Annotated in this window: 29 protein-coding genes; 4 read left to right on the top strand and 25 right to left on the bottom strand. The window is 57.7% G+C overall.

The annotated features are described in order from the left end of the window. Positions 1-2: 2 nt before the first annotated feature. The 5 genes from cysW to N5D22_RS21030 form a co-directional block, all read right to left on the bottom strand. The gene (gene cysW / locus N5D22_RS21050) at positions 3-875 is read right to left on the bottom strand and encodes a sulfate ABC transporter permease subunit CysW (protein ID WP_080817462.1); all 873 of its coding nucleotides are present in this window, start codon (positions 873-875) and stop codon (positions 3-5) included. Beyond that, positions 868-1,725, bottom strand: coding sequence for a sulfate ABC transporter permease subunit CysT (gene cysT, locus N5D22_RS21045; protein ID WP_003494311.1), 858 nt, complete (start codon positions 1,723-1,725; stop codon positions 868-870). The genes cysW and cysT overlap by 8 nt, the downstream gene beginning before the upstream one ends. A gap of 196 nt (positions 1,726-1,921) precedes the next feature. Further along, entirely contained in the window at positions 1,922-2,947 is a 1,026-nt protein-coding gene (locus N5D22_RS21040; protein ID WP_279657654.1) for a sulfate ABC transporter substrate-binding protein, read from the bottom strand. A gap of 475 nt (positions 2,948-3,422) precedes the next feature. After that, complete coding sequence (locus N5D22_RS21035; RefSeq protein WP_279657655.1) at positions 3,423-3,863, bottom strand: Rrf2 family transcriptional regulator; 441 nt, start codon at positions 3,861-3,863, stop codon at positions 3,423-3,425. Positions 3,864-4,110: 247 nt separating this feature from the next. Next, positions 4,111-4,428, bottom strand: a complete 318-nt coding sequence (locus N5D22_RS21030) for a hypothetical protein (protein ID WP_279657656.1) — start codon at positions 4,426-4,428, stop codon at positions 4,111-4,113. A gap of 417 nt (positions 4,429-4,845) precedes the next feature. On the opposite strand from N5D22_RS21030, the gene N5D22_RS21025 reads away from it, so the two are divergent. The 3 genes from N5D22_RS21025 to cysN are packed head-to-tail and all read left to right on the top strand — an operon-like array spanning position 4,846 to position 8,093. Next, positions 4,846-5,628, top strand: a complete 783-nt coding sequence (locus N5D22_RS21025) for a phosphoadenylyl-sulfate reductase (protein ID WP_279657657.1) — start codon at positions 4,846-4,848, stop codon at positions 5,626-5,628. A 27-nt stretch (positions 5,629-5,655) separates the two neighbouring features. After that, positions 5,656-6,609 carry a sulfate adenylyltransferase subunit CysD gene (cysD, locus tag N5D22_RS21020; RefSeq protein ID WP_279657658.1) on the top strand — a complete coding sequence of 318 codons (954 nt, stop codon included), beginning with the start codon at positions 5,656-5,658 and terminating at the stop codon, positions 6,607-6,609. After that, positions 6,609-8,093, top strand: a complete 1,485-nt coding sequence (cysN, locus tag N5D22_RS21015) for a sulfate adenylyltransferase subunit CysN (protein ID WP_279657659.1) — start codon at positions 6,609-6,611, stop codon at positions 8,091-8,093. The genes cysD and cysN overlap by 1 nt, the downstream gene beginning before the upstream one ends. 1,132 nt (positions 8,094-9,225) lie before the next feature. Here cysN and N5D22_RS21010 read toward each other — a convergent pair. From N5D22_RS21010 to N5D22_RS20985, 6 genes are read right to left on the bottom strand one after another with little or no spacing between them, the layout of a single operon-like run. Continuing rightward, on the bottom strand, positions 9,226-9,582 hold the full coding sequence (locus tag N5D22_RS21010; protein ID WP_279657660.1) for a hypothetical protein: 357 nt from the start codon (positions 9,580-9,582) through the stop codon (positions 9,226-9,228). Then, a complete protein-coding gene (locus tag N5D22_RS21005) occupies positions 9,536-10,003 on the bottom strand; it encodes a hypothetical protein (RefSeq protein WP_174056141.1) in 468 nt (155 codons plus the stop codon). Before N5D22_RS21005 ends, N5D22_RS21010 begins: the two co-directional genes overlap by 47 nt. A 1-nt stretch (position 10,004) precedes the next feature. Continuing rightward, a complete protein-coding gene (locus N5D22_RS21000; RefSeq protein ID WP_279702769.1) occupies positions 10,005-10,229 on the bottom strand; it encodes a hypothetical protein in 225 nt (74 codons plus the stop codon). Between the two features lie 10 nt (positions 10,230-10,239). After that, the gene (locus tag N5D22_RS20995; RefSeq protein WP_279657662.1) at positions 10,240-10,650 is read right to left on the bottom strand and encodes a hypothetical protein; all 411 of its coding nucleotides are present in this window, start codon (positions 10,648-10,650) and stop codon (positions 10,240-10,242) included. Beyond that, positions 10,650-11,237 carry a lysozyme gene (locus N5D22_RS20990; protein WP_279657663.1) on the bottom strand — a complete coding sequence of 196 codons (588 nt, stop codon included), beginning with the start codon at positions 11,235-11,237 and terminating at the stop codon, positions 10,650-10,652. Before N5D22_RS20990 ends, N5D22_RS20995 begins: the two co-directional genes overlap by 1 nt. Continuing rightward, positions 11,200-11,505, bottom strand: coding sequence for a hypothetical protein (locus N5D22_RS20985; RefSeq protein WP_279659069.1), 306 nt, complete (start codon positions 11,503-11,505; stop codon positions 11,200-11,202). The genes N5D22_RS20990 and N5D22_RS20985 overlap by 38 nt, the downstream gene beginning before the upstream one ends. 85 nt (positions 11,506-11,590) lie before the next feature. Between N5D22_RS20985 and N5D22_RS20980 the strand changes: the two genes are divergently transcribed. Further along, entirely contained in the window at positions 11,591-12,949 is a 1,359-nt protein-coding gene (locus N5D22_RS20980; protein ID WP_279657664.1) for a hypothetical protein, read from the top strand. A 6-nt stretch (positions 12,950-12,955) separates the two neighbouring features. Here N5D22_RS20980 and N5D22_RS20975 read toward each other — a convergent pair whose 3' ends face one another. The 14 genes from N5D22_RS20975 to N5D22_RS20910 all read right to left on the bottom strand — a co-directional run bounded on the left by N5D22_RS20975 (position 12,956) and on the right by N5D22_RS20910 (position 23,298). Next, positions 12,956-13,486: a DUF4376 domain-containing protein gene (locus tag N5D22_RS20975; RefSeq protein WP_279657665.1), complete on the bottom strand. Its 531-nt coding sequence runs from the start codon at positions 13,484-13,486 to the stop codon at positions 12,956-12,958. Further along, entirely contained in the window at positions 13,486-13,731 is a 246-nt protein-coding gene (locus N5D22_RS20970; RefSeq protein ID WP_164056011.1) for a hypothetical protein, read from the bottom strand. The genes N5D22_RS20975 and N5D22_RS20970 overlap by 1 nt, the downstream gene beginning before the upstream one ends. A gap of 154 nt (positions 13,732-13,885) precedes the next feature. Further along, entirely contained in the window at positions 13,886-14,992 is a 1,107-nt protein-coding gene (locus N5D22_RS20965) for a glycine-rich domain-containing protein (RefSeq protein ID WP_279657666.1), read from the bottom strand. Positions 14,993-15,007: 15 nt separating this feature from the next. Continuing rightward, positions 15,008-15,712: a putative phage tail protein gene (locus N5D22_RS20960; RefSeq protein WP_279657667.1), complete on the bottom strand. Its 705-nt coding sequence runs from the start codon at positions 15,710-15,712 to the stop codon at positions 15,008-15,010. Further along, the gene (locus N5D22_RS20955; protein ID WP_279657668.1) at positions 15,702-16,787 is read right to left on the bottom strand and encodes a baseplate J/gp47 family protein; all 1,086 of its coding nucleotides are present in this window, start codon (positions 16,785-16,787) and stop codon (positions 15,702-15,704) included. The genes N5D22_RS20960 and N5D22_RS20955 overlap by 11 nt, the downstream gene beginning before the upstream one ends. Next, on the bottom strand, positions 16,759-17,295 hold the full coding sequence (locus tag N5D22_RS20950) for a phage GP46 family protein (RefSeq protein WP_279657669.1): 537 nt from the start codon (positions 17,293-17,295) through the stop codon (positions 16,759-16,761). The genes N5D22_RS20955 and N5D22_RS20950 overlap by 29 nt, the downstream gene beginning before the upstream one ends. Before the next feature lie 10 nt (positions 17,296-17,305). Beyond that, positions 17,306-17,794, bottom strand: a complete 489-nt coding sequence (locus tag N5D22_RS20945; RefSeq protein ID WP_279657670.1) for a phage baseplate assembly protein — start codon at positions 17,792-17,794, stop codon at positions 17,306-17,308. Beyond that, positions 17,791-18,759, bottom strand: a complete 969-nt coding sequence (locus N5D22_RS20940; protein WP_279657671.1) for a hypothetical protein — start codon at positions 18,757-18,759, stop codon at positions 17,791-17,793. Before N5D22_RS20940 ends, N5D22_RS20945 begins: the two co-directional genes overlap by 4 nt. 95 nt (positions 18,760-18,854) lie before the next feature. Then, positions 18,855-19,478 (bottom strand): hypothetical protein, encoded by a 624-nt coding sequence (locus N5D22_RS20935; RefSeq protein ID WP_279657672.1) that lies wholly within the window; start codon positions 19,476-19,478, stop codon positions 18,855-18,857. Then, complete coding sequence (locus N5D22_RS20930; RefSeq protein ID WP_279657673.1) at positions 19,478-19,936, bottom strand: DNA circularization N-terminal domain-containing protein; 459 nt, start codon at positions 19,934-19,936, stop codon at positions 19,478-19,480. Before N5D22_RS20930 ends, N5D22_RS20935 begins: the two co-directional genes overlap by 1 nt. A gap of 25 nt (positions 19,937-19,961) precedes the next feature. Further along, positions 19,962-21,920 carry a phage tail tape measure protein gene (locus N5D22_RS20925; RefSeq protein ID WP_279657674.1) on the bottom strand — a complete coding sequence of 653 codons (1,959 nt, stop codon included), beginning with the start codon at positions 21,918-21,920 and terminating at the stop codon, positions 19,962-19,964. Positions 21,921-21,929: 9 nt separating this feature from the next. Further along, entirely contained in the window at positions 21,930-22,484 is a 555-nt protein-coding gene (locus tag N5D22_RS20920; protein ID WP_279657675.1) for a hypothetical protein, read from the bottom strand. Positions 22,485-22,596: 112 nt separating this feature from the next. Then, a complete protein-coding gene (locus N5D22_RS20915) occupies positions 22,597-22,815 on the bottom strand; it encodes a hypothetical protein (protein WP_279659071.1) in 219 nt (72 codons plus the stop codon). 111 nt (positions 22,816-22,926) lie between these two features. Continuing rightward, positions 22,927-23,298, bottom strand: coding sequence for a phage tail tube protein (locus tag N5D22_RS20910; protein ID WP_279657677.1), 372 nt, complete (start codon positions 23,296-23,298; stop codon positions 22,927-22,929). Positions 23,299-23,320: the final 22 nt, after the last annotated feature.

The raw sequence follows: 23,320 nt of genomic DNA, 5'->3' as shown, positions 1-23,320 counted from the left end.
TTTCAATGCTTGCCGGCTGCGTTGCCCGCGCCAAAGCGTATTTCGAGAATGGTTTTGAGAATGAGCGTCACGAGCGCCAGACCGGCGAGCAGCGTCGCCACCGCAAAGGCCGCGCCCATATTGTACTCATTATAGAGTATCTCGACATGCAACGGCATGGTGTTGGTCTCACCGCGAATATGGCCAGAGACCACCGAGACGGCGCCGAACTCGCCCATGGCGCGGGCGTTGCAGAGCAGCACCCCGTAAAGCAGGCCCCATTTGATGTTCGGCAGCGTGACATACCAGAAGGTCTGCCAGCCGGAGGCGCCGAGCGAAATCGCCGCCTCCTCGTCGCCATTGCCCTGATCCTGCATCAGCGGGATCAACTCGCGCGCCACAAAAGGAAAGGTGACGAAGATGGTGGCGAGCACGATGCCCGGCACGGCGAAGAGGATCTCGATGCCGTAACTCTTCAGCCATGGCCCGAGTACGCTGTGGGATGAAAACAGGATGACATAGACGAGGCCCGATATGACCGGCGAGATCGAAAATGGCAGGTCGATGAGCGTGATCAGGAACGCCTTGCCCTTGAACTCGAATTTCGCAATCGCCCAGGCGGCCATGACCCCGAAGATGAGGTTGAGCGGCACGGAAATGGCGGCGACGAGCAGCGTCAGGCGAATGGCGGAGAGCGCGTCAGGCTCGACAATCGCCTCCCAGAAGCTTTCCGCACCCTTGCGGAAGGCTTCGAAGAAGACCGAGACCAGCGGCAGCACGAGGAAGGCGGCGAGGAAGACGAAGGCAATCGCGATCAACGCCAGCCGGGCGGGAAAACTCTCGCTGGCGGGGTCACGAAACGGCCGGGGGGACGTGCGGGAAGCGGTCTCAGACATAACCGTACCTCTTGCGGCTCCAGGCCTGAATGAGATTGATGAGGAACAGCATGGCGAACGAGATGATCAGCATGATGGTGGCGATGCCGGTCGCGGCCGCATAATTGAACTCCTCCAGCCGGATGACGATGAGGAGCGGCGCGATTTCCGAGACGTAGGGAATATTGCCGGCGATGAAGATGACTGAACCATATTCCCCAACGCCGCGTGCGAAGGCGAGCGCGAAACCCGTGAGGATCGCAGGTGTCAGGCTCGGCAGCAGAACGCGGGTGATGGTCTGGAAACGATTGGCGCCAAGCGTCGCCGCCACTTCCTCCACCTGCCGGTCGATTTCTTCCATGACCGGCTGCACGGTGCGCACCACGAATGGCAGGCCGATGAAGATCAGCGCGATGACGATGCCGGTCGGCGTAAAGGCGATCTTGATGCCGAAGGGTTCGAACAGCGAACCGACCCAGCCGCGATTGGCATAAAGCGTGGTCAGCGCGATACCGGCGACCGCCGTCGGCAGGGCAAAAGGCAGATCGACGATGGCATCGACGAAGCGGCGACCGGGAAAACGGTAACGCGTCAGCACCCAGGCGACGATGACGCCGAAGACCGCGTTGACCAGCGCGGCAAGAAATGCCGTTCCAAAACTGACACGCAGCGCATTCAGCGTGCGGCTATCCGTGGCAATTGCAATGAAATCTGAAAAACCCAGTTTCGCCGTGGACCAGACAAGGCCGCCGAGCGGAATAAGAATGATGAGAAACAGATAGGTCACTGTGTAACCAAGCGTCAGGCCGAAGCCCGGTATGACGCTCGACTGCCGCCATTTCCACCTGTTTCCGGAAGTATTGTTGCTCATCAAGGCTCCGGATAATCTTTAGTTTGGCGCATTTCCGGACAGAAAACCGGGGGCCAGTTTTCCTGAAAATGCTCTCTGGGAGCCGGTGTTTCCCGGCGTTTATTATAAAGTATCGACCGGCACGATGTCCGGTCGATCAGGCTCTTATTGTCTTGTCCCTGCGGACGGGGTGCACGCGTTTCACCCCATCATCCGCTTACTTTGCGGGCTTGTAAATCTGGTCGAAGATACCGCCGTCACCGAAATGTTCAGGCTGCGCCTTGGCCCAGCCGCCGAACTGCGGGTCGTCAATGGTGACGAGCTTGATGTCGGGCAGCTGCTTGAGCAGATCCTTGGAAACCACGGCGGGGTTGGATGGACGGTAGAAGTGTTTCGCCGCAATATTCTGGCCCTCGTCGGAATAGAGATATTGCAGATAGGCTTCCGCCGCCTTGCGCGTGCCCTTGGCGTCGACATTGGCGTCAACCACGGCGACAGGCGGTTCGGCAAGGATCGAGATCGGCGGCACGACGATATCGAAGGCGTCAGGGCCGAATTCCTGACCAGCGAGATAGGCTTCGTTTTCCCAGGCCAGCAGCACGTCGCCGATCTGACGCTGGGCGAAGGTGACCGTGGAGCCGCGGGCGCCGGTATCGAGAACCGGGGCGCGCTTGTAGAGCTCGCCGACATAGGCCTTGATCTTGTCCTTGTCGCCCTTGAATTCTTCATTCGCCCAGGCCCAGGCCGCCAGATAGTTCCAGCGTGCACCGCCCGAGGTCTTCGGGTTCGGCGTCACGATCTGCACGTCGCCCTTCACCAGATCACCCCAATTGTGGATGCCCTTGGGGTTGCCCTTGCGCACCAGGAAAACGATGGTCGAGGTGTAGGGCGAAGAATTGTGCGGCAGGCGGCCGCGCCAGTCCTTGTTGATCTTGCCGGAATTTTCGACAATGGCGTCGATATCGCTTTGCAGCGCCAGCGTCACGACGTCCGCCTCCAGACCGTCGATGACCGAACGCGCCTGCTTGCCGGAGCCGCCATGCGACTGCTGGATGGTGATATCCTCACCGGTGTCGGCCTTCCACTTCTTGGCGAAGGCTTCGTTGAAATCCTTGTAGAGTTCACGGGTCGGATCGTAGGACACGTTGAGCAGCTTGGTCTGCGCGGCGGCCGAGCCAGCGCCGCCAAGTGCCAGTGAAAGGCTAAGAGCGACAACGCTCAAACCGGACAGAAGCTTGGACATCGGTATTCCCTCCTGATTGCGATGGCTTAACTCTACCGGTTGAGTAGAGTTGGTCAATGAGGCCGAATACGATCGAAAAAGTGTTTCCCGAGAGCGTTTTCCCGGGCAACAAATACAGCGCAGCATAAGCGAAAGGCGCAACAAGCGTCGTGTAAAACTTTTCTGAATGCAAAAGCATTTCACATTTTTGACGATTTTTTGCCGCGATGGCGAAAAATATTATGGGGTTTTAGACGATTTTTTCGTTTGGGGAACGCAGGAGGGCGACAGCTAAGAGCTCCGCCGCCTGTTTCGTTGTTTGAGCAGCCGCCTCTGCGAAACTCGTGTCACAAGTTGCAGTACCATGTGCCGGAAGGCAGGTATGCCCTCTCCGTCGGTCATCCTCGGGCTTGACCCGAGGATCCACAACCCAGTCTGACCATGGATCCTCGGGTCAAGCCCGAGGATGACGGTGGAGTTTGTGGATGGTGTGGTGCTAGGCCGTCAAAAGCTCGGGCACTTCGACACCCGCCACGGCATCGGCAATGGTGGTGTTGAAAAGGATGTTGCGGGTGGCATCGGCCACGCGGGCAAAGACGTGGCGGATCTCGCACTGCTTCTCACCGTCACAATCCTCGCAGCGACGATAGGCGGTCTGCGACAGGCAGGGCAAGGGGGCAAGCGGCCCGTCGATGAGGCGCAGCACCTCGCCGAAGGTGATATCCGCGGCCGGGCGCGCCAGAAGATAACCGCCCTGCTTGCCGCGCCGGCTTTCGACGAGGCGTTCCTTCTTCATTTCGAGAAGGATCTGTTCCAGAAACTTTTTCGGAATGGCCTGTTCGCGGGCAATGTCGGAAATCTGCACAGGACTGCAGCCGTCGGCCTTTGCCAGCGAAAGAAGCGCCCTCAGCGCGTATTTTGCCTTCTGCGAAATCATCGTAAAACCAGTAGACCACAAGCCGGGAAACCCGGCAATTCCGGCTAAAGAAGTTTTCATATTTATCGTTAAAGCGAAAACGACTTGCCTATTTGTTCAAATCTTTTCGCCATGAACCTTTAGCTGGCGTGCTCGAACACGCAAGCCAAGTTTTTCGATAAAATCGCCGGCGTTGAATTGCTGTGGCATAAATCAGAAGCAAAATCGGGTTTGCGACCGACTTTTATGACAGCCCGGTACGCCGGACTTACGCTTCTGCGTAGCGTCGTAGACCCATGCCGACGAATACCATGAGCATTAACAGTCCGAACGCGATGAGCAAAATAAAACGGAAAATATTTGTGATGAGAGAAATCTTCACCTGCGAAAGCTGATTTGTTGGAACTCCTTGGGGTTTCGTTGCGAGAACCCCAAGATAGCTGACCAAAGACACACCCAAAAGCACCGAAATATAATAATCCATCCAATCTGGCACCCTCACAAAACCGAAGTTAAAAGCAAAGGCGTGACTATCTGGAATAAATAGAGCGGCGATTGCCCATAATGATATTTTTAAATTTTGCATGATTTACATCCCCGTAGTTAATACACTTATATTATTGCAGCATTAAAAGTATAAATAAATATTAATTTGCCATATCCAGATATATATTACATATCTTTATTATAAAAATAGGATTTTCTCTTCACTAATACAAAACATAACGGCTGATCCGGTCGCTCAGCGCTACATCGCCTTGATCTCGCTGATCATTAGCCTGCAGGGTCTCAGCTCGGGTAATACGAGCTCAAAATTTTCTTGAGCCGCGAATATACGTCGTTATCACTTCCGATCGCACCACGGTGCATATCCAAGCTGCAAAGAAGGTGAACGGGTATCTTTTGCTCATACCCTGCGCGCGTGAGGCATTTTTGCTCTCAAGTGCAGCGCACAAAGACTGTCATTTCTGTTCGCATAGCCGGATTTCAACAATAATCGGCCATGGAAATCCCGGACGTGACAATGACGATCAATTCAGCAAATGCCTCTGCCGATGCCGCTTCCCTCGACGCCACGCTTGCCGGGCTCGATCTGGCGGGTCGGCTTTCGTTTATCGCCGGCCTCGGCGGGCGGGCGGTCTTCACCACCAGCCTCGGCATCGAGGATCAGGTCATTACGGCCGCCATCGGCACGCACCGCCTGCCGATTGATGTCGTGACGCTGGAAACCGGCCGGCTGTTCAAGGAAACCGTCGATCTCATCGATGAAACCGAAGAGCGTTTCGGCATCGAAATCCGCCGTTTCCGCCCGGAGCAGGACGATATCGACGCCTATGCCGCAAAATACGGTCTCAACGGTTTTTATGAAAGCGTTGAAGCCCGTCACGCCTGCTGTCATGTCAGAAAACTCATCCCGCTCGGCAAGGCGCTTGATGGTGCTGCCTTCTGGATCACCGGCCTTCGTCGCGGCCAGTCGGGCAATCGCGCCACCACGCCTTTCGCCGAATTCGACGCCGAGCGCAATCTCATCAAGATCAATCCCCTGGCTGACTGGGATATCGACCTCATCCGGGCGCATGTCGCCGAGGAGAACATTCCCGTCAATCCGTTGCACCAGCGCGGTTACCCCTCCATCGGCTGCGAGCCGTGTACGCGCGCCATCAAGCCCGGCGAGCCTGAGCGCGCCGGACGATGGTGGTGGGAAAACGACGAGAAGCGCGAATGCGGTCTTCACGTCGCCGGTGCGGAGCAGACATCCGCCGTTTCCGCCATCCCGCAACGATAATCATTCAGTACATTCCCGGAGTTCACAATGTCCAACGCAGTCCACGAGACGGACAGCAAGAATACTGTCGCAGCCAAGCCGCCGCTCGATCCGCATCTGAAGGCGCTTGAAAACGAAGCCATTCACATCTTCCGCGAAGTCGCCGCCGAATTCGACAACCCTGTCATGCTCTATTCCATCGGCAAGGATAGTTCCGTGCTGCTGCACCTGGCGCGCAAGGCGTTTTTCCCCGGCCGCATTCCCTTCCCGCTGCTGCACGTCAATACCGGCTGGAAGTTCAAGGAAATGATCGAATTCCGCGACAATATCGTCAAGGAATACGATCTCGACCTGATTTCCTACACCAACCCGCGCGGTGCGAGCGAAAACGTAACGCCCTTCACCCACGGTTCGGCGCTTTACACCGATATCATGAAGACGGAAGCACTGCGCCAGGCGCTCGATGCCGGCCAGTTCGATGCGGCCTTTGGCGGCGCGCGCCGTGACGAGGAGGCGAGCCGCGCCAAGGAGCGCATCTATTCCTTCCGCACGCCCGATCATAAATGGGACCCGCGCAACCAGCGGCCGGAACTGTGGAACATCTATAACGGCATGGTCCGCAAGGGCGAAAGCGTGCGCGCCTTCCCGCTCTCCAACTGGACCGAAGTGGATATCTGGCGTTACATCGAGGCGGAAAACATTCCGCTGGTGCCGCTCTACTACGCCGCCGAGCGTCCTTACATCGAGCGCGACGGCATGATGATCCTTGCTGAAGACGAGCGTCTGGAGCTGCTGCCCGGCGAAGAGATCAAGCACGGCTCGATCCGCTTCCGCACGCTCGGCTGCTTCCCGCTGACCGGCGCTATCCGTTCCGAGGCGGCGACGCTTCAGGAAGTCATCGCCGAACTCGAAATCGCCACCGTTTCCGAACGGCAGGGCCGCGCCATCGACCGCGACCAGTCCGGCTCCATGGAGAAAAAGAAGCGCGAGGGGTATTTCTGATGAGCACTGCCGCCGCCAACACCCCCTCCTCTTCCGCCACCATCCTGCCCTTCGCCGAACACTCGAAAGTGGCGCGCGACACGCGTCCGCTGCGCCTCATCACCTGCGGCAGTGTCGATGACGGCAAGTCGACGCTGATCGGCCGTCTTCTCTGGGACACCAAGGCCGTCAAGGAAGACCAGGCCGCCACCCTGCACCGTGACAGCGGCAAGCAGAACGATCTCGGCCTGCCCGATTTCGCGCTTCTGCTCGACGGTCTTCAGGCGGAGCGCGAACAGGGCATCACCATCGATGTCGCCTATCGTTATTTCGCCACCGACCGTCGCGCCTTCATCGTCGCCGACACGCCCGGCCACGAGCAATATACCCGTAACATGGCGACCGGCGCTTCCACCGCCGATCTTGCCGTGCTGCTCGTCGATGCGCGTACCGGCATTCTGGAACAGACGCGCCGCCACGCCACCATCGCCGCGCTGATGGGCATCCGGCAATTCGTGCTGGCCGTCAACAAGATCGACCTGACGCATTACGACAAGGCCGGTTTCGAGCTGATCGCCCATGAATTCCGCGATTTCGCCTCCAATCTCGGCATCAAGCAGATCACCGCCATTCCGATGTCGGCGCTGAAGGGTGAAAACGTCGTGCTTTCAGGCAAAGCCTCCATGCCCTGGTATGAAGGCCCGACGCTGGTGGAGACGCTGGAGCTTGCGACCGTTCGCTCGGCGCAGTCCGGCGGCTTCCGCCTGCCGGTGCAGCGTGTCTCGCGCCCAGGTGAAAGCTTCCGTGGTTATCAGGGCACGGTTGCCGGCGGTTCGGTGAAGCCGGGCGACAGCATCGTTGTCCTGCCTTCCGGCATGGTCGCGAATGTCAAGCAGATCGTCACCTTCGATCTGGTGCGCAATGCCGCCGTTGCGGGTGATGCCGTCACGCTCGTCCTCGACCGTCAGGTGGATGTGTCGCGCGGCGACATGATCGTCTCCATCGAGGCGCAACCGCAGACCGGCCTTGCCTTCGACGCCCAGATCGTGGCGTTGCAGCCGGGCGGTATCGAGGCAGGCAAGCGCTACTGGCTGAAAAGCGGCAGCCGCCGCCAGCGCGTCAGCGTGCAGCCTGTCAGCCAGCTGAACCTGAAGGAAGGCGAATGGCAGGCGCATGAAACCTCGCTGCCGATGAACGCCATCGGCAAGGTGCGGCTTTCCTTCGACGAGACGGCGATCTTCGATCCCTATGAACAGAACCGCTCGACCGGTTCCTTCATTCTGATCGATCCCGACACCAACAACACGGTTGCGGGCGGCATGATCGCCGGCAAGCGCAGCGTCGGTGCGACGGAAGAAAAGGGCGACCGGGTCATTCTCTCGCTGCCCGCCGATCTTGCGGAAAAGCTGCTGGCGAGCGAACTGCTGGCCAAACACCGCGACGAGATCGACATCCGCCGCACGGATGCGGCGACGGCCTCACAGCTGATCGGCGATCTGGACTGACAGGCGCGGATGCAGACAATAAAAAGGCGACCGCCAAGCGGCCGCCTTTTCGTTCGAGAGCCCTGAACCAGCTTAAAACACGAACATATAAAGCAGAATGATCACGAAGATCGGAACGCCCATCGCCCACAATGCGATACCCTTCAGCATGTTATCCTCCATCGTTGTTATGGTTGGATAACGGCTGAGGCGGCTTTCCGATCCATGACCCCTGATTTTTACGGGTTGTTTCTCGGCGCGAGAAGAAGCCGTTTGTTCATTTGACGTTCATGCGCGAAAGGCGAATTTGCCTGCGGTCGCTCCGCCAAGCGACCCAACAGAGGCTCGTTGTTTGAAAAAACAGCGGGCCTCTTTTTTGATCGCGATAAGTTGATCGTGACGATGCCCCTGAAATTCAGGGCCGATGGCGGTGACGGGTAAGTTCTGAGGTTGTGGACCGGGATCGACGCTTTTAAGACCATGCCTGTCGCGCGTCCCCTGAAACAAGGCCGCGACATTGAGGCCTGGCGCTTGGCGGAGCGACGGGCCTCTTTTCTTCAGGCGCCGAAACCACAACCGCAAGGATACCGGACCATGTGTCTTCGCACGCAATACCGGATTCCGGACACGGACCAACCCGTGGGTTTCGAACTGCCCGGTTTTGCTGGGAGACTGCTATTTCAGGGAATTTCGGGATGATAAAAGCCACTGTTTTCGTTGGCTTCCGACTGGTCGGAGTGAGAGGATTCGAACCTCCGACCCCCACGTCCCGAACGGCGATTGCTTCCTGAAAACCCACCTTTTCCGGGGCAGGTATGGGCATATGTTCCATTTCTGTTCCGGCATATTCAAGCGAAACGGTCCGCAATCGGTCCGCGTGCGACATATGTTCTAATTCATAACGAGGGTCAAGGATGTGAACCGTCGACCCACGGAGTTCCGTATTGACTCTTTCCTGAAATGAGAACATTTGTAGAACAAAAAGGAAGGAACAATGCCTGCGCCACTCCTGAGATCATCCGACATTCAGACGACCATCAGGAAGCCCTTGAGCTGGCCGATGCTGATCTGCTTTCAAAATGAATGGCAGGTCTGCTACAAAGCAAAAGGTAAGCTCGTGGGCTGCCCGCAATTGAGAATAGAAACATCCACATCACGCCTTTCGGCGGATCATTTCTTTCTGAAGATCGTCGATCTGATCGCTTAGCCGATCGACGGCGTCGCAGATCTTTTCGGTACCGCGCTCAAAGGATTTTCTCATGTTGACGGCTTCGGCCGTATGCGCCCTTACAGCCTCGGTGGCATTGTTGAGCGCAGTCGGATCGACGATGACGGCGGCGACTTCGGCAGACGACTGTTTTTGCGGCCTCGCTGCACTCTCTCCGGCCTTCAGGCCGAAATGTCGGACATAAAAAATGACGGCGAGAGTGGCCCCAAACATCAGGACAGCAGGGAACGGAAGTTTACTTAGAAGTTCTACTTGTTCCATGCCTTGCTTCCCCTTGGTCATGAGCAGCGCGATTGATATTGACCAGCTCGCTCACCGCAAAAAGCGGATAAATAGCGAGCCAGGTGCTGATGACACCCGAGGACGCGAAACCGTATGAGATGCCAGTCCACAACAGGCAGCCAACTGTCGCAGAAAACTGCCGGATCTGCGGCGTTACATTCTTGCGCGCGCCATTGATCACGAGGCCAATGATGCGCAGGCAGCCGATAAGCGACATCAACCAGCCCAGAAAGGTTTCGGAAGGAACCAGAGCGACGAATGCCGAAAAGGCCGGCTGATTGAATGTCTGGGATGGAAGAAGCAGGACATATCCGAACAGGATCATGTGCCCCGCCAGAAACCACTCCATCATTCGAGGGCCAAACCGATGACGAATGCGAACCCACATCGCCTCACCCCTGTAGCCGGAAACGGTTGCCATCTCAGCGCCCCTTCTCGAAACGATTTTTCGTGTCGTCGTAGAAGGCGGCGCAATCGTCTATCTGACGATCAGCCACGTCAGCGCTATATTCCCACCGCTTTTGCGTCCAGCGGACCTTCTCGCCAGATTTAGGAATAACGCGCCCGACGTGCCTGCGGCATTCTGCAGGCAGATCCGGGAGAGCAATACCTGCTTCAGCCTTTGCCTGTATTTCGGCTGCTTTCACCAATCGCTCTTCAGTGCTGGCGCAGCCATTCGACATCAGCATCGTTCCAGCGAAGGCCGTCGTCGCCGCCGTCTTCAGCAATGAGCTTTTCCAGTCGTTCATTTGCCTCTTCCTTCGCCTTTTCGGCCGCTACAGCGCGTTTGCGATGCTCTTCGAGGGATTGGGCGGCGGCATTGATCTGCCGCTCCAACTCGTGCGCCCTGGCTTCTGCTGCTGTTTTTTCCGAGAGAACCACATAGCCCTTCAGCGCCTCGGTTTTGACGGTCTCGACATGACCGACGGCCAGATTGCCGATCAGCGGAATATTCTTCAGAACGGGATAATCGTTCAGCAGCGGCACGCCGAGCCAGTAGATGGAGGTGATGACGATGCCGGCACAGACGCCGGCGCCGATTTTTAGCCAGTCCAGAATACCGAACATTATAAGCCACTCACGCAAAGTTCAGCCTCGCCGATGCGCTGGGCGTCACCCATTTCACGACGATTGACCAGCCCTCGCACGATCTGCCTGCCGGCGCGGTTGAATGCTGTCTGGGCTTCACAAGCGGCACGCCATTGCCCCCCTTCCACACGTGCTTTCGCCGTCGATCTGCACCATGCGCCAACGCCGAAGTTGTAAGCTCCGGAGATCATGGACGCCCGCACGCTGACGGGAGCGTTCGCCAGATTGGGGGAACATTTGAGGATAGGCTGTTGAAAGTCGCTGTAGACGCGGCGAAGCAGCATGTCCCTGCATTCCGCCGGCGTCTTCGTCATGCCGGCGCCGACACCCTTTGTTTCGCCGTAGCAAATGTCCCAGACTTTGGCAAAGGGATCCCAATGGGATTTGAGAACCAGCCCCTCCCATGGAATGATCGCCTTTTCTACGGCCAGAACAACGGACGGGTCCATCTTTCCGGATGGTGAATATCGGTCATAAGCTGCGTAGCTGCCAGCCGAGATACCAGCCAGCACCGTTGCGATCGCAGCCTTACCGCGCTTTGTCGGCGTGATCTTGTTGATCGGCATAGAGTCCTCCTTGGGAGATAATTCGGAAAATGGGAGCGAGAACGAGGACCGCGACCGGGACCCACCACGGCAGATAATCGGCGACGTAGGGAATGGCGTTCTCAGCTACTTGCAGGACCGTTGCGACGTAGACAGCCCAAAGAGACGAGGCGCGCCAAAGCACGCGCCGCCAATTGTGGATGAGCATGGGGGTGTCCTGATTGTGGTTGTAAGGTCCGACAGCGATACCGGCTATCAAAAAGGCCGACCGAAGCGAGATGGTGATCAAGGTGGTGCCTTGCTCATTAGTCGTTGACCGCGCGGAAATTGCTAAATACCTGTTTCACTAGGCGCTCAGGTGATGGGGTAAGGCGATGACGGCAGCATATGAGAATAGCGGCGAACGGAAGGTCTCATTTTGCAGACCAACGATAATCGCTGCGCTTCTATTCTTCTTTGCCCTCTCGGTTCGTCTTCTGGCTCCGTATGCGGAATGGAACCTAGACGCGAACCACATCATGCAGACCGTTATCTATTCATCCTTGCAGGGCATTCCAGCCAGTGGCTACAGCCTTCGATACTGGTTCCAAGACAATCTATATCAGTGGTGGCTCGACGCGGTCTATCCGGTTAGCGATTTCGCCAACCCGCTGACCGCGATCTCTATGCAAAAAGGCGTTTTCGTCGCCAGCATGTTCCCAAAGATGTTAGGTGCACTAAACATTGCACTCATGTTTTCTTTGTCGCTGGCAATAGGCGCAGATCGAAAAGTTAGCGCTCTCGTTGCCTTTATTTATGCCATTACGGCTCAGCATGTGGTGATGTCGACTATCGTGGAGCGCCAGATTATCTCGCAATCACTGCTGCTCATTTCATTTCTTTTGGTGGCGGCCGCTCCGACCCGGCTATCTGTCCGATACCTGACATACGGAATTGCGATCGCCGTCAATGTTTTCGGTGTGACTTGTTACTCGCCTCCGATCATTTTCCTGCCGTTTCTGCTCGCCTTCATAGTGACATATGAGTTTCAGCAGCAAGCCGACACGAGGTCCAGGATCAATGCCATTATCGCGCTGGCTGCCCTATATCTGGTCGCTGACCTTATCATCTTTCTGCTCACGGGAGCATCCGTTCTCAGCGTCCTGAAACAAGCCGTTGTGAACTTTCTGTTTTACGCGAACCCGGCGTCGAATGACGAATTTTCCAAGCTTGACCAATCCCTGATTACCGCGAATGCCCTGTGGTTTTTCGGCAACCTGTTTCAGTGGTTACCATACCTCCGGGACGACAATTTCTCTCAGATATCCTACTGGTCATTCGCACTTTCGGCCGTTGTCGTGTCGTATTGTTTGTATTGCGCGGCAGTTGCTATTATCGAATTTGTCGCAAAGGCAGCAAAAAAACCAAGCGTTATTTTTACGACCTGTCAAACGAGGATCGCCCTTTTTTCGGCGGCGTTCCTTACCGGAATAGCGTTCACGCTGGCAGTCCGTCACGGCAATCAGACAGAATTTTACATCATGCCATATACATTCATCTTGCCGGTCGTCGCGGAACGCCTTTCACGTTCACTCGATAAAGCCACGGTGGCATTAAGTATTTGCGCGGTTATAGTCGCAGCGACCTATTTGAATTACCCGTTCTTCGGAATGAGTATGGAGGCCCGCAACTCGTATATAGCCTCCAACGCAGATACTATCTTGCCGACAATGATCCTTAAGCCTGAGCTTTGAACGCCATTAATCACCGGAGCGCCACTGATAGGCGTCGATATCGGCAAGGCTCGCAATGTCACCCGAGGTGATCAAAGCGTCGATGGTGGCTTCGGCGTCGAACAAACTCTGAACGTGCGCTCCTACCGCGAGCGCCGTTTCTTTAACCTCGGCGGCAGACAAAGTCACAAATCCAGACAGGGATTTGAATTTGGTGGAAGCGGCCCCCGACGCGACGACATATGAATGAGCGTTGGCGATCATCGATTGACTGTCACGGCTGGTGTCGACGCGGCAGCCGTTAACAACGATGCCGCCGGTCTCGATTTCAAACCGTTTCATGGCGGCATAGGCAAGCAATTCGCTCTTCGTGATGGATTCAGCAACGGGCTGGCTGAAGGTTTTCCCATCATAGACCCATCCCGGCATCACCCCATCAGCGCAAGCTTTGAACTGTGCGGCAAGGTCCGGGTGGAAGGCATCGGAAATCTTCACGCCTTTATCGAGTGACACGACCTCTATCACACGCTCGTTGTCTACGCGGGCAAAAGCGGGCATCAAATATCCTCCATATAGCCATGAACTCTGGCAATCATGTTCTGATCTTCAGGGCTGTTATTTTGAAAATGACCTGTGACTTTAAAGCCAGCAGGAAGCCTTATCGGGGTCACATAGTGACGAACCGGGAGATTTTCCCCCATTGTAGTGATGCTATCGAGCACCAAGTATGAGTTTCGCCATGTTCCGTCCTGGGATGGCCTGCGAACGCATTTGGAAACGAACTCAATGTCGGTGATAAACATCACCTTTCCCACTGGAACGGTGACTGGGAAATTCCACTCGAAGATCGGGGGCCCATAGGGTCCAAGATTGTCGATCGACACATTCCCCCCGGAGGGGCTGTTGACGTTTGGGACCGAAGCACATGTTGATATGGAAAAAAAAGCGCCCATGATCTCATCCCGCGAAATATTCAATGATAACCAGGCCGGCGGCACCTGCGCCGCCGGAGTAATTCATGGCTCCACCACCGCCACCGCCGCCGGGTGATTGGCCGTTGGCGGGCTGACCGGATGAGATACCGCCACCAGGGCCGCCGCCAGCAGCCGCGGCGCCACCGTTCCCGCCGATTCCGGCGCTCGCATTGAATATCCAAGCCCCAGAAGAACCTTGCCCGCCGTTTGCCTGGCGTTGTCCGCCAGTCCCGCTCCCCCCCGGTCCGCTGACACCCTGCGTCCCGTTTGGTGCACCCGCACCACCAGTACCACCTGAAGCAGACACCGATGGACCGAATGAAGAACTTCCACCTGCAACACCATTTTGCGCAGTCGAATTGAGGCCGCCGGCGCCACCAGCGCCAACGACAACGGTAACGGGAGTTCCGGGGGTAACCGCCACATAACCTTCAGCGTAACCACCACCGCCACCGCCGCCGCCTGCACCGGTATTCTGATTGCCACCACCCCCGGCGCCACCGCCCCACACACGGACGAAGACCGAGCGCACGTTTGCGGGTGGCGTCCATGAGAACGAACCGGCCGTGCCATAGGATACGATGGTGCTGCCTTTATTCAGGCGCTCCGTCAGCATGGATGATGCAAATGTGACCTGAACATTGGTGCCGTCATAGACGAACACAACAACCGCCCCTGTTTTGAGGTCCCCTCCGAGCGGATCGCTACCGTTATCGATCTTGATCGGCTTTGCGCCAAGGCCGTTGACATTGAGGGTGCAGGCACCCGTATTCGTGGTGGCGATAATACCGCGCAAAGGCGTTCCAACCAAATCGGCCCACGATGTCGGCACCTCTGACAGGGTCATCGTGAGGGCATTCGCTGTCCCGCCGATGATGCCGAAATTCAGCTTTCCTGACTGGATGGATTTTGCCAGCTGGTTTCCGTTACCCGGAACCACCCCCGTTTTCGTAATTACATTCACGATCTCCCGTTGGGGATCTTCAATTGCTTTCGCGGGCACGGCCGAACCGCGCACGGCGCCCGGAACATCCTTGTCAACGTAAGACGCATCCGGATCGGTCGATCCGTATGGGGCGTGATATTTCATGGTAGATGGCTCCGATTAATTTGCCAGAACAGGGATCGCCCATGCGGGCGAATGTTGGCGCAAGAGGCAAAGCAACCGCTCTGCCTCACCATAGGAAAAGAGCGGGTCATACCCGCACTCACTTTCACCGGCCCGGAAATAGTCAACCGCCAGATCGGTCACCGTCACGAGCCAGTAAACTTCCTGCCGGACGTTTCCGACGGTGTGCTCGCCGCCGCATTCCGAGAAACCGCATTCGAAGATCGCCGGCTCTTCGATCGTAATCGTAAAACCGTAGGAAGCTGCGAGCCGTATGAAGTCCGAAGGCGTGACAATGGCAACGGCCATTAATTTCGCTTCGAGCGTCCGAAGCCTTGCCGCCACACTCTCTTCGTCGGCGGCACAGGCATCCGGAAGGCCATACTCAATTTCCCAGTCGGCGAGCATCTCATCGACGCCGAAGACCGTGCTTTCACTGACGAGCTTGAACGCGCGCGCGTACAGCCACTCCCAGGGCGAAATCAGCACTCGCGTGAAATCGGCAAGCAGGCTCGACAGGGACATTGCCTGCCCGTCTGGCGTGCCAAAGGCTGCACCAGGCGGCCAGAGCGAAACAGCGCCGCCGATAAGGTCATCATTCGATGGCGAGGCCAGACTGTCCCATGCAGACGGAACACCACCGGCAGGTGCGCCGGCGCTGGCCTCTGTCGTTCTGGTGTTCAACCCCGGATCACGAGCCAAAATCAAATTCCCCGTTTACTGGAAATTGTCCGCCGGTCAGCACGATATCGGCGACCGGCTCGACAAGGGTGTGGCGATCTTCTCCGGTCACGCCGGATATGACTTCCGAATACCAGCTGCGGGAGACGGTAAAACTGTCGCCGGTAAGCCCTGGTCGGCATCTGTCAATATACATGGCAGTGATGCCGCTCTTGATAGCCGCCCGAATTTCAGCCGTATCACCCGACAGTCCGGTGATGGTCACATCCACAGGGCGAGGCACTGGAGCCGTCGCGACGCTATCGTCGACACGGATAAGCCTCTGCTCATCAATGACCGCCTGCACCGCTTCTACGTCGGAGGGAAGCGGAATATTGTCATCTCGCCCGCTGAAGAGAAAATGTACGACGATGCCACCGGGAGAACCGGGAACACGAAAGGCCCACGCCTTCAGTACACCGGAAACGCCCATCACGATCCGCTCATAGTCCGTCAGCGTACCGCCGCCTGGAGGGTTACGCTTTCGTTGCAGCCCGCGCTCCTTGAGACTGTCCGCATCTTCGGCATCCGCCCCTCCCCCGAGCCCGTCATCGTCGACCACCCAGCTGGTACCGAGGGTGGGATATAGACCGGGATCAGCAAGCGACAGAAGGCCGGCGCTCGCACGATTGCCCACCGAACCATTGACCTCAGCGACAACGGGCACCACCAGCGCCCCGTCAGCGCCGGAGGTGACGGGCAATGTGGAAACATATGTCACATTGCCGGAGATGAAGCGGATGCCTGACGGATACGTCGTCGAAGCTGCCCCCGTACCGGTAATCTCTCCGCGCGCAGTCGTTGCGGACCGCTGATAGATGCCCACCTCGGCGGCATGGAGCTTGATCCACGCGAGGCTTGTCGAGGTTGATAAAAGGATCTGTTTCGACAACCAGCCCATACGCAGTTCAAATTCGTAGGAGATCGACGCCAGAACCTTGCTAACGATCGTCACGAAATTGTTCTTCAGCGCGGTATCCGTGCCAGGCATATATCGCCTGAAGGCGCCACGCACCGCAGCAGAGGCATCATCCAGCGAGCGGATATTCCACGCCATCTATCTGTCTCCATAACAGTCCGAATTTCTGGTTGAACACGCTTTCGCCGTCCCGGCCGTAGAGCGCGATATCGAGGTCGAGGCGGTTTTCCGCCCGGTTGGCGATGGCGGCCACATCGATGCGTGCAACTGCGCCCTGCGTCACGAGAGGCTGCAAGGCTTCACGGGCATAGTCCTGCGCATCCACCTCGATGCCGTCATAAATCGAACGCCGCCTCAGCAGCCAAAGGCGAGAACCGAGAACATCTTCGCCGTCGAGACGATCGAAGCTGTCGCCGAGCCATCCCCTGTTCTGCTCATCATCCCGCAACTCGCTTTCCTCGACGCGGCGATCCGTCATCAAAAGGATAAGTACCTGCGTCGCCAGACCCTGCTCCGCGCGCAAATCACCCGGCGCAGACGCATGATCGAGATTGTTCAGCAAAAGATCGCCAATAAGGCCGTCCCAGCGGAGATCGGGCGAACGATAAATTTCGTCCGCCTCTTCAAGAGGTATGATGCGAAGCATGTGAATTTTCCTATACCGGGAAACCTGTTTGACCACCGCCCGGAACCACGCCGGTGTGGCGGTGCGTATCGCCGATATCTTTGCCATTGTGCCTGACGGCTCCGCCCTGAATATCGACGCCGGCGGCGGAAACCGTGAACGTCACGCCGCCCTTGCGGATCTGGAATGCCGTTCCGGTGACATCCACCGCGATACCGTCGCCCATGACGACCTTGATGATATTGCCGGAGGCATCGTAGAGAGCCGAGCCGCCACCCGGTATGTCAGCCGGACGGTGGCCCGGATGCTCTAACCCAAGAACAACCGCGAAATCCGGATTGCCCGGCGACGGCAGCAGAAGACCTTTCGACCCCGCTGGTGGCGAAGAGGCAAAACCATGCGGCTCGGGGCGATGGATACGGGTGTATCCGTCATTGTACATGCCCCGCCCGGAGACAAATTGCTGACCGCCCTTTTCTTCAAGGCGGCCATCGAAGTCGAAACGTATGAAGCCGCTCATTCGTCCTCGAAGTCCCCTTCATCGACCGCCGCGGCGGAGTAACCGGATGCCGTCTTGCCTCGCGGATTTTCCCCGCCGAGTGCGCGAGGATCGGCGAGCGAAAGCGTCGCTTTTGTCATGTCGCCCTGTTCGAAATTGATCGACTTGATGACCATCCAGCCATCCAAGCCGAGCCAGTCATCCTCAACATAGACCAGCCAGTTTGGTTGCCACAGGGTTCGCGCATCGTCACGCCACCCGCTGGCGATGATGTTGGCCGTAGTGCCATTACCCGCCGCCCGCCTCGCGTGCCATGCCGCACGTTTTTTCATGCGGCCGGTGGATGCTTCACCTTCGTGCCGCAAGATCAGCGTCCGCTTTCGACTGATGCCGTTATCTTTCGCCGACGACTGCCCGCGAAACTGCTGCTTATCGCTGCCTTCCGTGGCCTGACCACGAACCTTGATATCGCTGTACCGGCCTTTTTCGGTAAAGCTGGCGCTGGAGCCTGGGAGAATATTGACACCCCGCTTCAGTCTGCCCGCATGCTTTCCGGCAGGCTTCGTCGCCAACCTGACGCGACCTTCCGGCGTGTCGTGGATCAGAACGCCGCGACCCCGCGAACGACGCTCAATGCTGGAAAACGCGCTCTCCCCGACCATGAGTTTGTGGCGCGCTTCTTTCGGCAATTCGCTGCCATCCGTCTCAATGCCGATTCCGTGACTATCCAGATCCCTGGCAATATCGTCGAGGCTCTTATCGAGAATTTCCCCACTCCCATGTTCAGCCGAGCATTCGACAAAATCCACGGTCCGAGAGACGATGCCGCAGGAGAGTGACCGACTTTCTTCATCGTGACCGCTATCGACGTCCCGCACATAACCGGTGAGCAACAGATCGCCGCTCGCCGTGATTTTCGTCGGCTTCCCCGGCATGACAGGCAGACCGGATCCCGTGATAACGAAATCGGCATTCGCGCTGCGCACAGCCTCTTCTGCCGACACCCTGATATTGATGCGGATGATCGGCGGCAGACCGTCGCAGACGACCGTCTCGAATGGTCCTGTCGAAATTTCCTGCATCATTTTTCCAGAGCATTGAAGGCCGATGGCATGAGCATCGGTGTGGAAACGCCGGCGATTTCGACAAGGCTTTCAGCCCTGCCAGCATCACCGTAAAGCTGGTAAGCGAGAAACGTCGAAGGCAGAGATATGCCTGTTTCGACCCGGACTACCGGAACCGCGTCTGCCGCCTGATCCGACACCAGTCGGACCGCGACATTCGTCAGGGCAGAGAGCCACACATACAGATCGACGCCGTCTGCACCCATAACCGAAACAGCCGTCAGGGCAGCGTCGCCAGCGGAAGCAATCCGGTCACGGCCCGCGCGCGCCTGCGGTCGGGAAATCCAGTCCGCGCGCCCACCTGCAATCGCAAGTCCGACGGCAAGCAAGACAGAGGCTGCGTTTGCGGTCTCCGCATCCTCGAATTGCCCGGATCGGAGGGTATCGAAGCCGGATGCCGACGAAACACTCTCGGCGACGACCCGCATTATCGACAGGCTTTCCATCGCGAAATCATCGGCGGAAAGCGCCGGCGCTACATCGAGGCGCGCGGCGATGTTCTCCGCGTCGAGCGCATCAACAACGAGGGTCGTCGCGAAACTGCCAAGCCAGTCACATAATGCCTGTTTGTCAGCAGCCATCAGAAGAACCTTCCGAATGCAGACGCGGCGACCGACAAGGTGCCGAGAAAGGTGGTATCGACATCGGCGAGGCTAAGTGAGGCCAGAACCTCGCCGCTAGCAGGCACCGCCGTGAATTCGAACGCAACATACCCACGGCGATCCCGCTCACGGGACCGGTGAAAATCCTCGACATAGGCAAGCTGTCCCGCATCCATGGGGAGAACCAGCCGTCCGGGACCCGCCGCCAGACAGGCGGACGACAGCAACGCTGCCGAAACATCGCTGGTATCACCAAGCAGATATGCCGTCACGCTGAAGGAAGGCGTCTTGAGACCCATCTCTTCCATGCGCGTGCGCCTGCCGCCAGCATATTCATGCCGCGCCAGACGCTTGCCGCCGGAGAGATCTTCATACTCCACCCAGAAACTGACACCGCGAAAACTGGCGCGCCTGAGTGTTGATGCCCAGTCCCTCATTCTTCGTGTCTCCAATTATCGGGTTTTACTGTGCGCCAGTCGGCTTCGAGATATCCGGCGGGAAGGTCCGGCCGGTATCAGCGTTTGCGAGAGCCCGGCCGCCTTGTGCCCCGATCGCTGACGCATTGATCCGGATGTTCTGCAACCTGTTCGCCGCATCGAGTAGCTTTTGTGCCGCGGCACTGAGGCCCGACAGAAAGCTGTCCCCGGCAGTCTGAAGTTTCTGCGATCCGCTTTCGATAGCGGCGGCAGCCGTCTGGCCACCATCGGCAATCGACTTTCCGGCCTGGGATCCGGCAATCTCGGTCGATTGCTCCAGACGCTCGCGAATGCCGCGGAACACATCCATGTTCGCGACTTCAGTCGAAATCTTCTGTCCAGCCACCCTGCCCTGTCCGTATTCGCGATACTGCCGTTGGAGTTCGCTCATAGCGGACGGACCCGAAGGAACCTCCCTAGGGCGCGGCGCAGGAACGGGGGCGGAACCAGCAGGCAATGTCCGGTTGGTATATCCATGCCCACCGCCCGGAAAATCCCCGATAACAACCGGCCGTCCCTGACGACCAGTCGAGGCGCGGGGGCGGCGCGGATCGTCTCTGCCTGCGCCATACCGGGAAGCCCAATACTCGCCGAGAAACTTTTCGTCGCGGTACCCGCCCTCATAAGCGAGATCCATTTCCTCAGTCGTGGATATGATCCCAAGGTTTCGACGAAACCAACCCCATCCACGCTTCTCCGCACCGCGCTGGCGGGCGTTGTATCGATCAAGCTGTTTTACGGCGCCATCCATCAGCGGCGTGACAGCAGGAGCCACACTTTCGCCCATGGATGTTTTGAGCTTTTCCCAGCTGTTCGACATCCTGTCGATCGATGCTTGCGTGTCTCCAAAGATGCGGTTCACATCGCGGAAAACCGTGCCATTGACTTCAGCGGAATTCATCGTGTCGATGAACCGCTTCAGGCTGTCGCTACTGGTCATCAGGGACTGCATGCCCAAACGAAATTCCTGGTCGCTGAACAGCAGCGGGAGTTTGGAAAGGTCGCCTTTGATCGCCTCATTGGAGAGCCGGATGAACGCAGTCACGGCGTCTTCTCCTGTCTTCTTCGCGGCCTCCATCTCCTTTCGAAGATCAATACCGAACTTGGCAAATTTCTTGCCTGTTTCCTCGGAATACATCTTGCCGAAGATATTCTGCGCCTGGGTGGCGGCGCTGCTGGCATCACCCGTGTCTTCACGGATCGTCTGAAGGATAGCGACAAGCTTCTTCAGGCCATCCTCACCCTTGTAACCAAGCGTCGCGAAACTGTTTGCGAGGCCGGGGATGTATTGCGCCATATCCTTCAATTCGAACTGGCCGGCCTTGCCGCCCATGACCATGATGTCGAAGGCGCGCTGCATGTTCTTCGTTTCGATCTTCAGGGCGTCGGCAGCCTTAAGACCGGTGTTGGCAATGTCCTGCGTTGCCGCACCCGTGGCCTGCGCCGTGGCGAGTACGGAAGGCAGAAACGCCATCGCCTCATCCAGCGACTTGCCGGAGGCAACAAGCGTATCAATCGCCTCGATTGCGGGCTGCACGCTGTCGTAGTTCAGATCCTTCGCGATCTGCTGCGCCTGCGCGAAGGCCTCTTTTGTCTGCGCCGCCGAAGCATCGGCCGTGATGCCGATGCGTGTCATCTGGCGTTCAAGCGCCGCAAAATCCTTGACCGTCCCCGCAATCACGCGGCCTACCTCATAGGCACCATAGCCGGCGATACCGGTTCGCAGCATCGCACCGGCCTTGTTAAAGCCTTCGGCGGCGCGCTGCATTCCAGCCGAATGCCGATTGATCGACGCGACCTTGCGGTCGAAGTCGGAAGCGGTCTTATTGAACCGCGACATCTGTCGCTCTATCTGGCCCATGCGGGTGGCAACGGAGCGGAAAGCCGGACTGGTGCTATCCTTGCCATCAATCTCAAGCTCCGCCCGGATTTTCCGATTGGCCATGGATGCATCCTATCGAGGTAAGAGGCGTTCGATCTCGTGAACGACACGCGGAAAGAAGTAGTCTTCGATCACACCAGCAAGGACATCGAGATAGATATCCGGATTGTTGGTGATGGCATGGGCCGGGTTCGCTGCAAACAATTCGCGGATCTGCTCGCGCTTGCCGGTCGCAGACGACATTTGCGTGCCTGGCACCCGGCGAAATGCACCAACATGGCCACTTTTCATGGCGGCGATGAAGGCGTGCCGATATGAGCCGCGAAGCTTCGCATAGACGCCGGATGCATTCTGCACTGCGCCAAGACGCTGCAAGGGTATCCAGCCGGACTCGGCTACCACTTTGGAAGTGTTGCCGCCGGCGTTGAAATGCGCCGTCGTCAGCGACGCAACCAGCTCGCGCGGCATTTGCGTGTGCGGCCCGAGGCGCGCAACGATGCGGGATCGCGCCGTCTGGGCGACGCGCGTCATCGCCCGGCGCATTGCCTTGGTGCGGATTTCGCCGGGGAGACGCCTGAATGCGCGCTCCAGCTCCTCGAAATCCTTGCTGTTCATTTCCAGTCTCATGACCGGCTCCGTTTTCGTTCGGCGAAGATGACAGCACGATTACACCAGTGCGCGATTTCAGCGTATGTCATGCCCTGCACCATCGTGGCGTCCCAGCCGAGCTGGAACACCATCAGGTCGACGGCTTCGGCAACTCCGGCTGCCGCATAAAAAAATCGCACACCGCCTCGGCGACCTCGATTGCATCATGTGCTTCCAGCACCGAAAGGGCGTCATAGGATGGGGACCGGCAGATATTGAGGAGATGACGGTCAATCGCCTCGTAATGCGTCACCACCATCGGCTGACCGGCAACCACATGGGTCTCACGCGGCTCGCCGATACCATCCATGAAAATCTCTTTGTACGTCGGCGCCCGAAGCCGCACTTCCGAGAATGGCTCGACGCCCGGAATTTCATACTTCCGGGAGAGCGATATAATCCTTTCTGGCATGATTACCCCTTATCCGCGCCGGTAGGTTTCGGCGACGATCTGGAGGCCGGACAATTCACCGTTGAGCCGGTTTGAACTCGGTTCGCCGCTGAAAAACGCATTGAAGAAATAATGCGTCACGCCGGTGAACTCCTCATGCACCGTGAAATTCTGGCGAGGCGCCGTCATCAGTGCATTGAAGTCAACATCGCTGGCGTCTTTGAAAGTCACCTCAGCGCGCGGCGCGGTCGGCGTGCCGACGCGATCCGTCGAGCCGTCCTGGTTGGTGATAGATTCGTTCGACTGGCCCGCCGACATCACGGTGAAATTGCCGCGCAACGACAGAAGGGAGCCGCTCGCGAGACGGGCAGTCATCCGCCCGCCGAAATCATTGCCTGCCATTTGTGTTCTCCGCAGATAGGAT

Origin of the sequence: Agrobacterium sp. GD03872 (assembly GCF_029840625.1) — a bacterium.
Taxonomy (GTDB): Bacteria; Pseudomonadota; Alphaproteobacteria; order Rhizobiales; family Rhizobiaceae; genus Agrobacterium; species Agrobacterium fabrum_A.
The sequence above is the reverse complement of the archived record's forward strand: the minus strand, read 5'-3'. Positions and strand labels throughout refer to the sequence as shown.

Bases quoted from the DNA above. Each gene is read 5' to 3' on its own strand.
- N5D22_RS20945 (WP_279657670.1), bottom strand. From the start codon at position 17,794: ATGAGCGGCTTCATACGTTTCGACTTCGATGGCCGCCTTGAAGAAAAG.
- N5D22_RS20910 (WP_279657677.1), bottom strand. From the start codon at position 23,298: ATGGCAGGCAATGATTTCGGCGGGCGGATGACTGCCCGTCTCGCGAGC.
- N5D22_RS21035 (WP_279657655.1), bottom strand. From the start codon at position 3,863: ATGATTTCGCAGAAGGCAAAATACGCGCTGAGGGCGCTTCTTTCGCTG.
- N5D22_RS20950 (WP_279657669.1), bottom strand. From the start codon at position 17,295: ATGCTTCGCATCATACCTCTTGAAGAGGCGGACGAAATTTATCGTTCG.
- N5D22_RS20980 (WP_279657664.1), top strand. From the start codon at position 11,591: ATGACGGCAGCATATGAGAATAGCGGCGAACGGAAGGTCTCATTTTGC.
- N5D22_RS20995 (WP_279657662.1), bottom strand. From the start codon at position 10,650: ATGTTCGGTATTCTGGACTGGCTAAAAATCGGCGCCGGCGTCTGTGCC.
- N5D22_RS20915 (WP_279659071.1), bottom strand. From the start codon at position 22,815: ATGGATGGTATCGGCGAGCCGCGTGAGACCCATGTGGTTGCCGGTCAG.
- N5D22_RS21030 (WP_279657656.1), bottom strand. From the start codon at position 4,428: ATGCAAAATTTAAAAATATCATTATGGGCAATCGCCGCTCTATTTATT.
- N5D22_RS20925 (WP_279657674.1), bottom strand. From the start codon at position 21,920: ATGGCCAATCGGAAAATCCGGGCGGAGCTTGAGATTGATGGCAAGGAT.
- N5D22_RS20920 (WP_279657675.1), bottom strand. From the start codon at position 22,484: ATGAGACTGGAAATGAACAGCAAGGATTTCGAGGAGCTGGAGCGCGCA.
- N5D22_RS20955 (WP_279657668.1), bottom strand. From the start codon at position 16,787: ATGGCGTGGAATATCCGCTCGCTGGATGATGCCTCTGCTGCGGTGCGT.
- cysN (WP_279657659.1), top strand. From the start codon at position 6,609: ATGAGCACTGCCGCCGCCAACACCCCCTCCTCTTCCGCCACCATCCTG.
- N5D22_RS21040 (WP_279657654.1), bottom strand. From the start codon at position 2,947: ATGTCCAAGCTTCTGTCCGGTTTGAGCGTTGTCGCTCTTAGCCTTTCA.
- N5D22_RS20935 (WP_279657672.1), bottom strand. From the start codon at position 19,478: ATGGCTGCTGACAAACAGGCATTATGTGACTGGCTTGGCAGTTTCGCG.
- N5D22_RS20990 (WP_279657663.1), bottom strand. From the start codon at position 11,237: ATGCCGATCAACAAGATCACGCCGACAAAGCGCGGTAAGGCTGCGATC.
- N5D22_RS21005 (WP_174056141.1), bottom strand. From the start codon at position 10,003: ATGGCAACCGTTTCCGGCTACAGGGGTGAGGCGATGTGGGTTCGCATT.
- N5D22_RS20975 (WP_279657665.1), bottom strand. From the start codon at position 13,486: ATGCCCGCTTTTGCCCGCGTAGACAACGAGCGTGTGATAGAGGTCGTG.
- N5D22_RS20970 (WP_164056011.1), bottom strand. From the start codon at position 13,731: ATGTTTATCACCGACATTGAGTTCGTTTCCAAATGCGTTCGCAGGCCA.
- N5D22_RS21010 (WP_279657660.1), bottom strand. From the start codon at position 9,582: ATGACCAAGGGGAAGCAAGGCATGGAACAAGTAGAACTTCTAAGTAAA.
- cysW (WP_080817462.1), bottom strand. From the start codon at position 875: ATGTCTGAGACCGCTTCCCGCACGTCCCCCCGGCCGTTTCGTGACCCC.
- N5D22_RS20965 (WP_279657666.1), bottom strand. From the start codon at position 14,992: ATGAAATATCACGCCCCATACGGATCGACCGATCCGGATGCGTCTTAC.
- cysT (WP_003494311.1), bottom strand. From the start codon at position 1,725: ATGAGCAACAATACTTCCGGAAACAGGTGGAAATGGCGGCAGTCGAGC.
- N5D22_RS21025 (WP_279657657.1), top strand. From the start codon at position 4,846: ATGGAAATCCCGGACGTGACAATGACGATCAATTCAGCAAATGCCTCT.
- cysD (WP_279657658.1), top strand. From the start codon at position 5,656: ATGTCCAACGCAGTCCACGAGACGGACAGCAAGAATACTGTCGCAGCC.
- N5D22_RS20930 (WP_279657673.1), bottom strand. From the start codon at position 19,936: ATGAGGGACTGGGCATCAACACTCAGGCGCGCCAGTTTTCGCGGTGTC.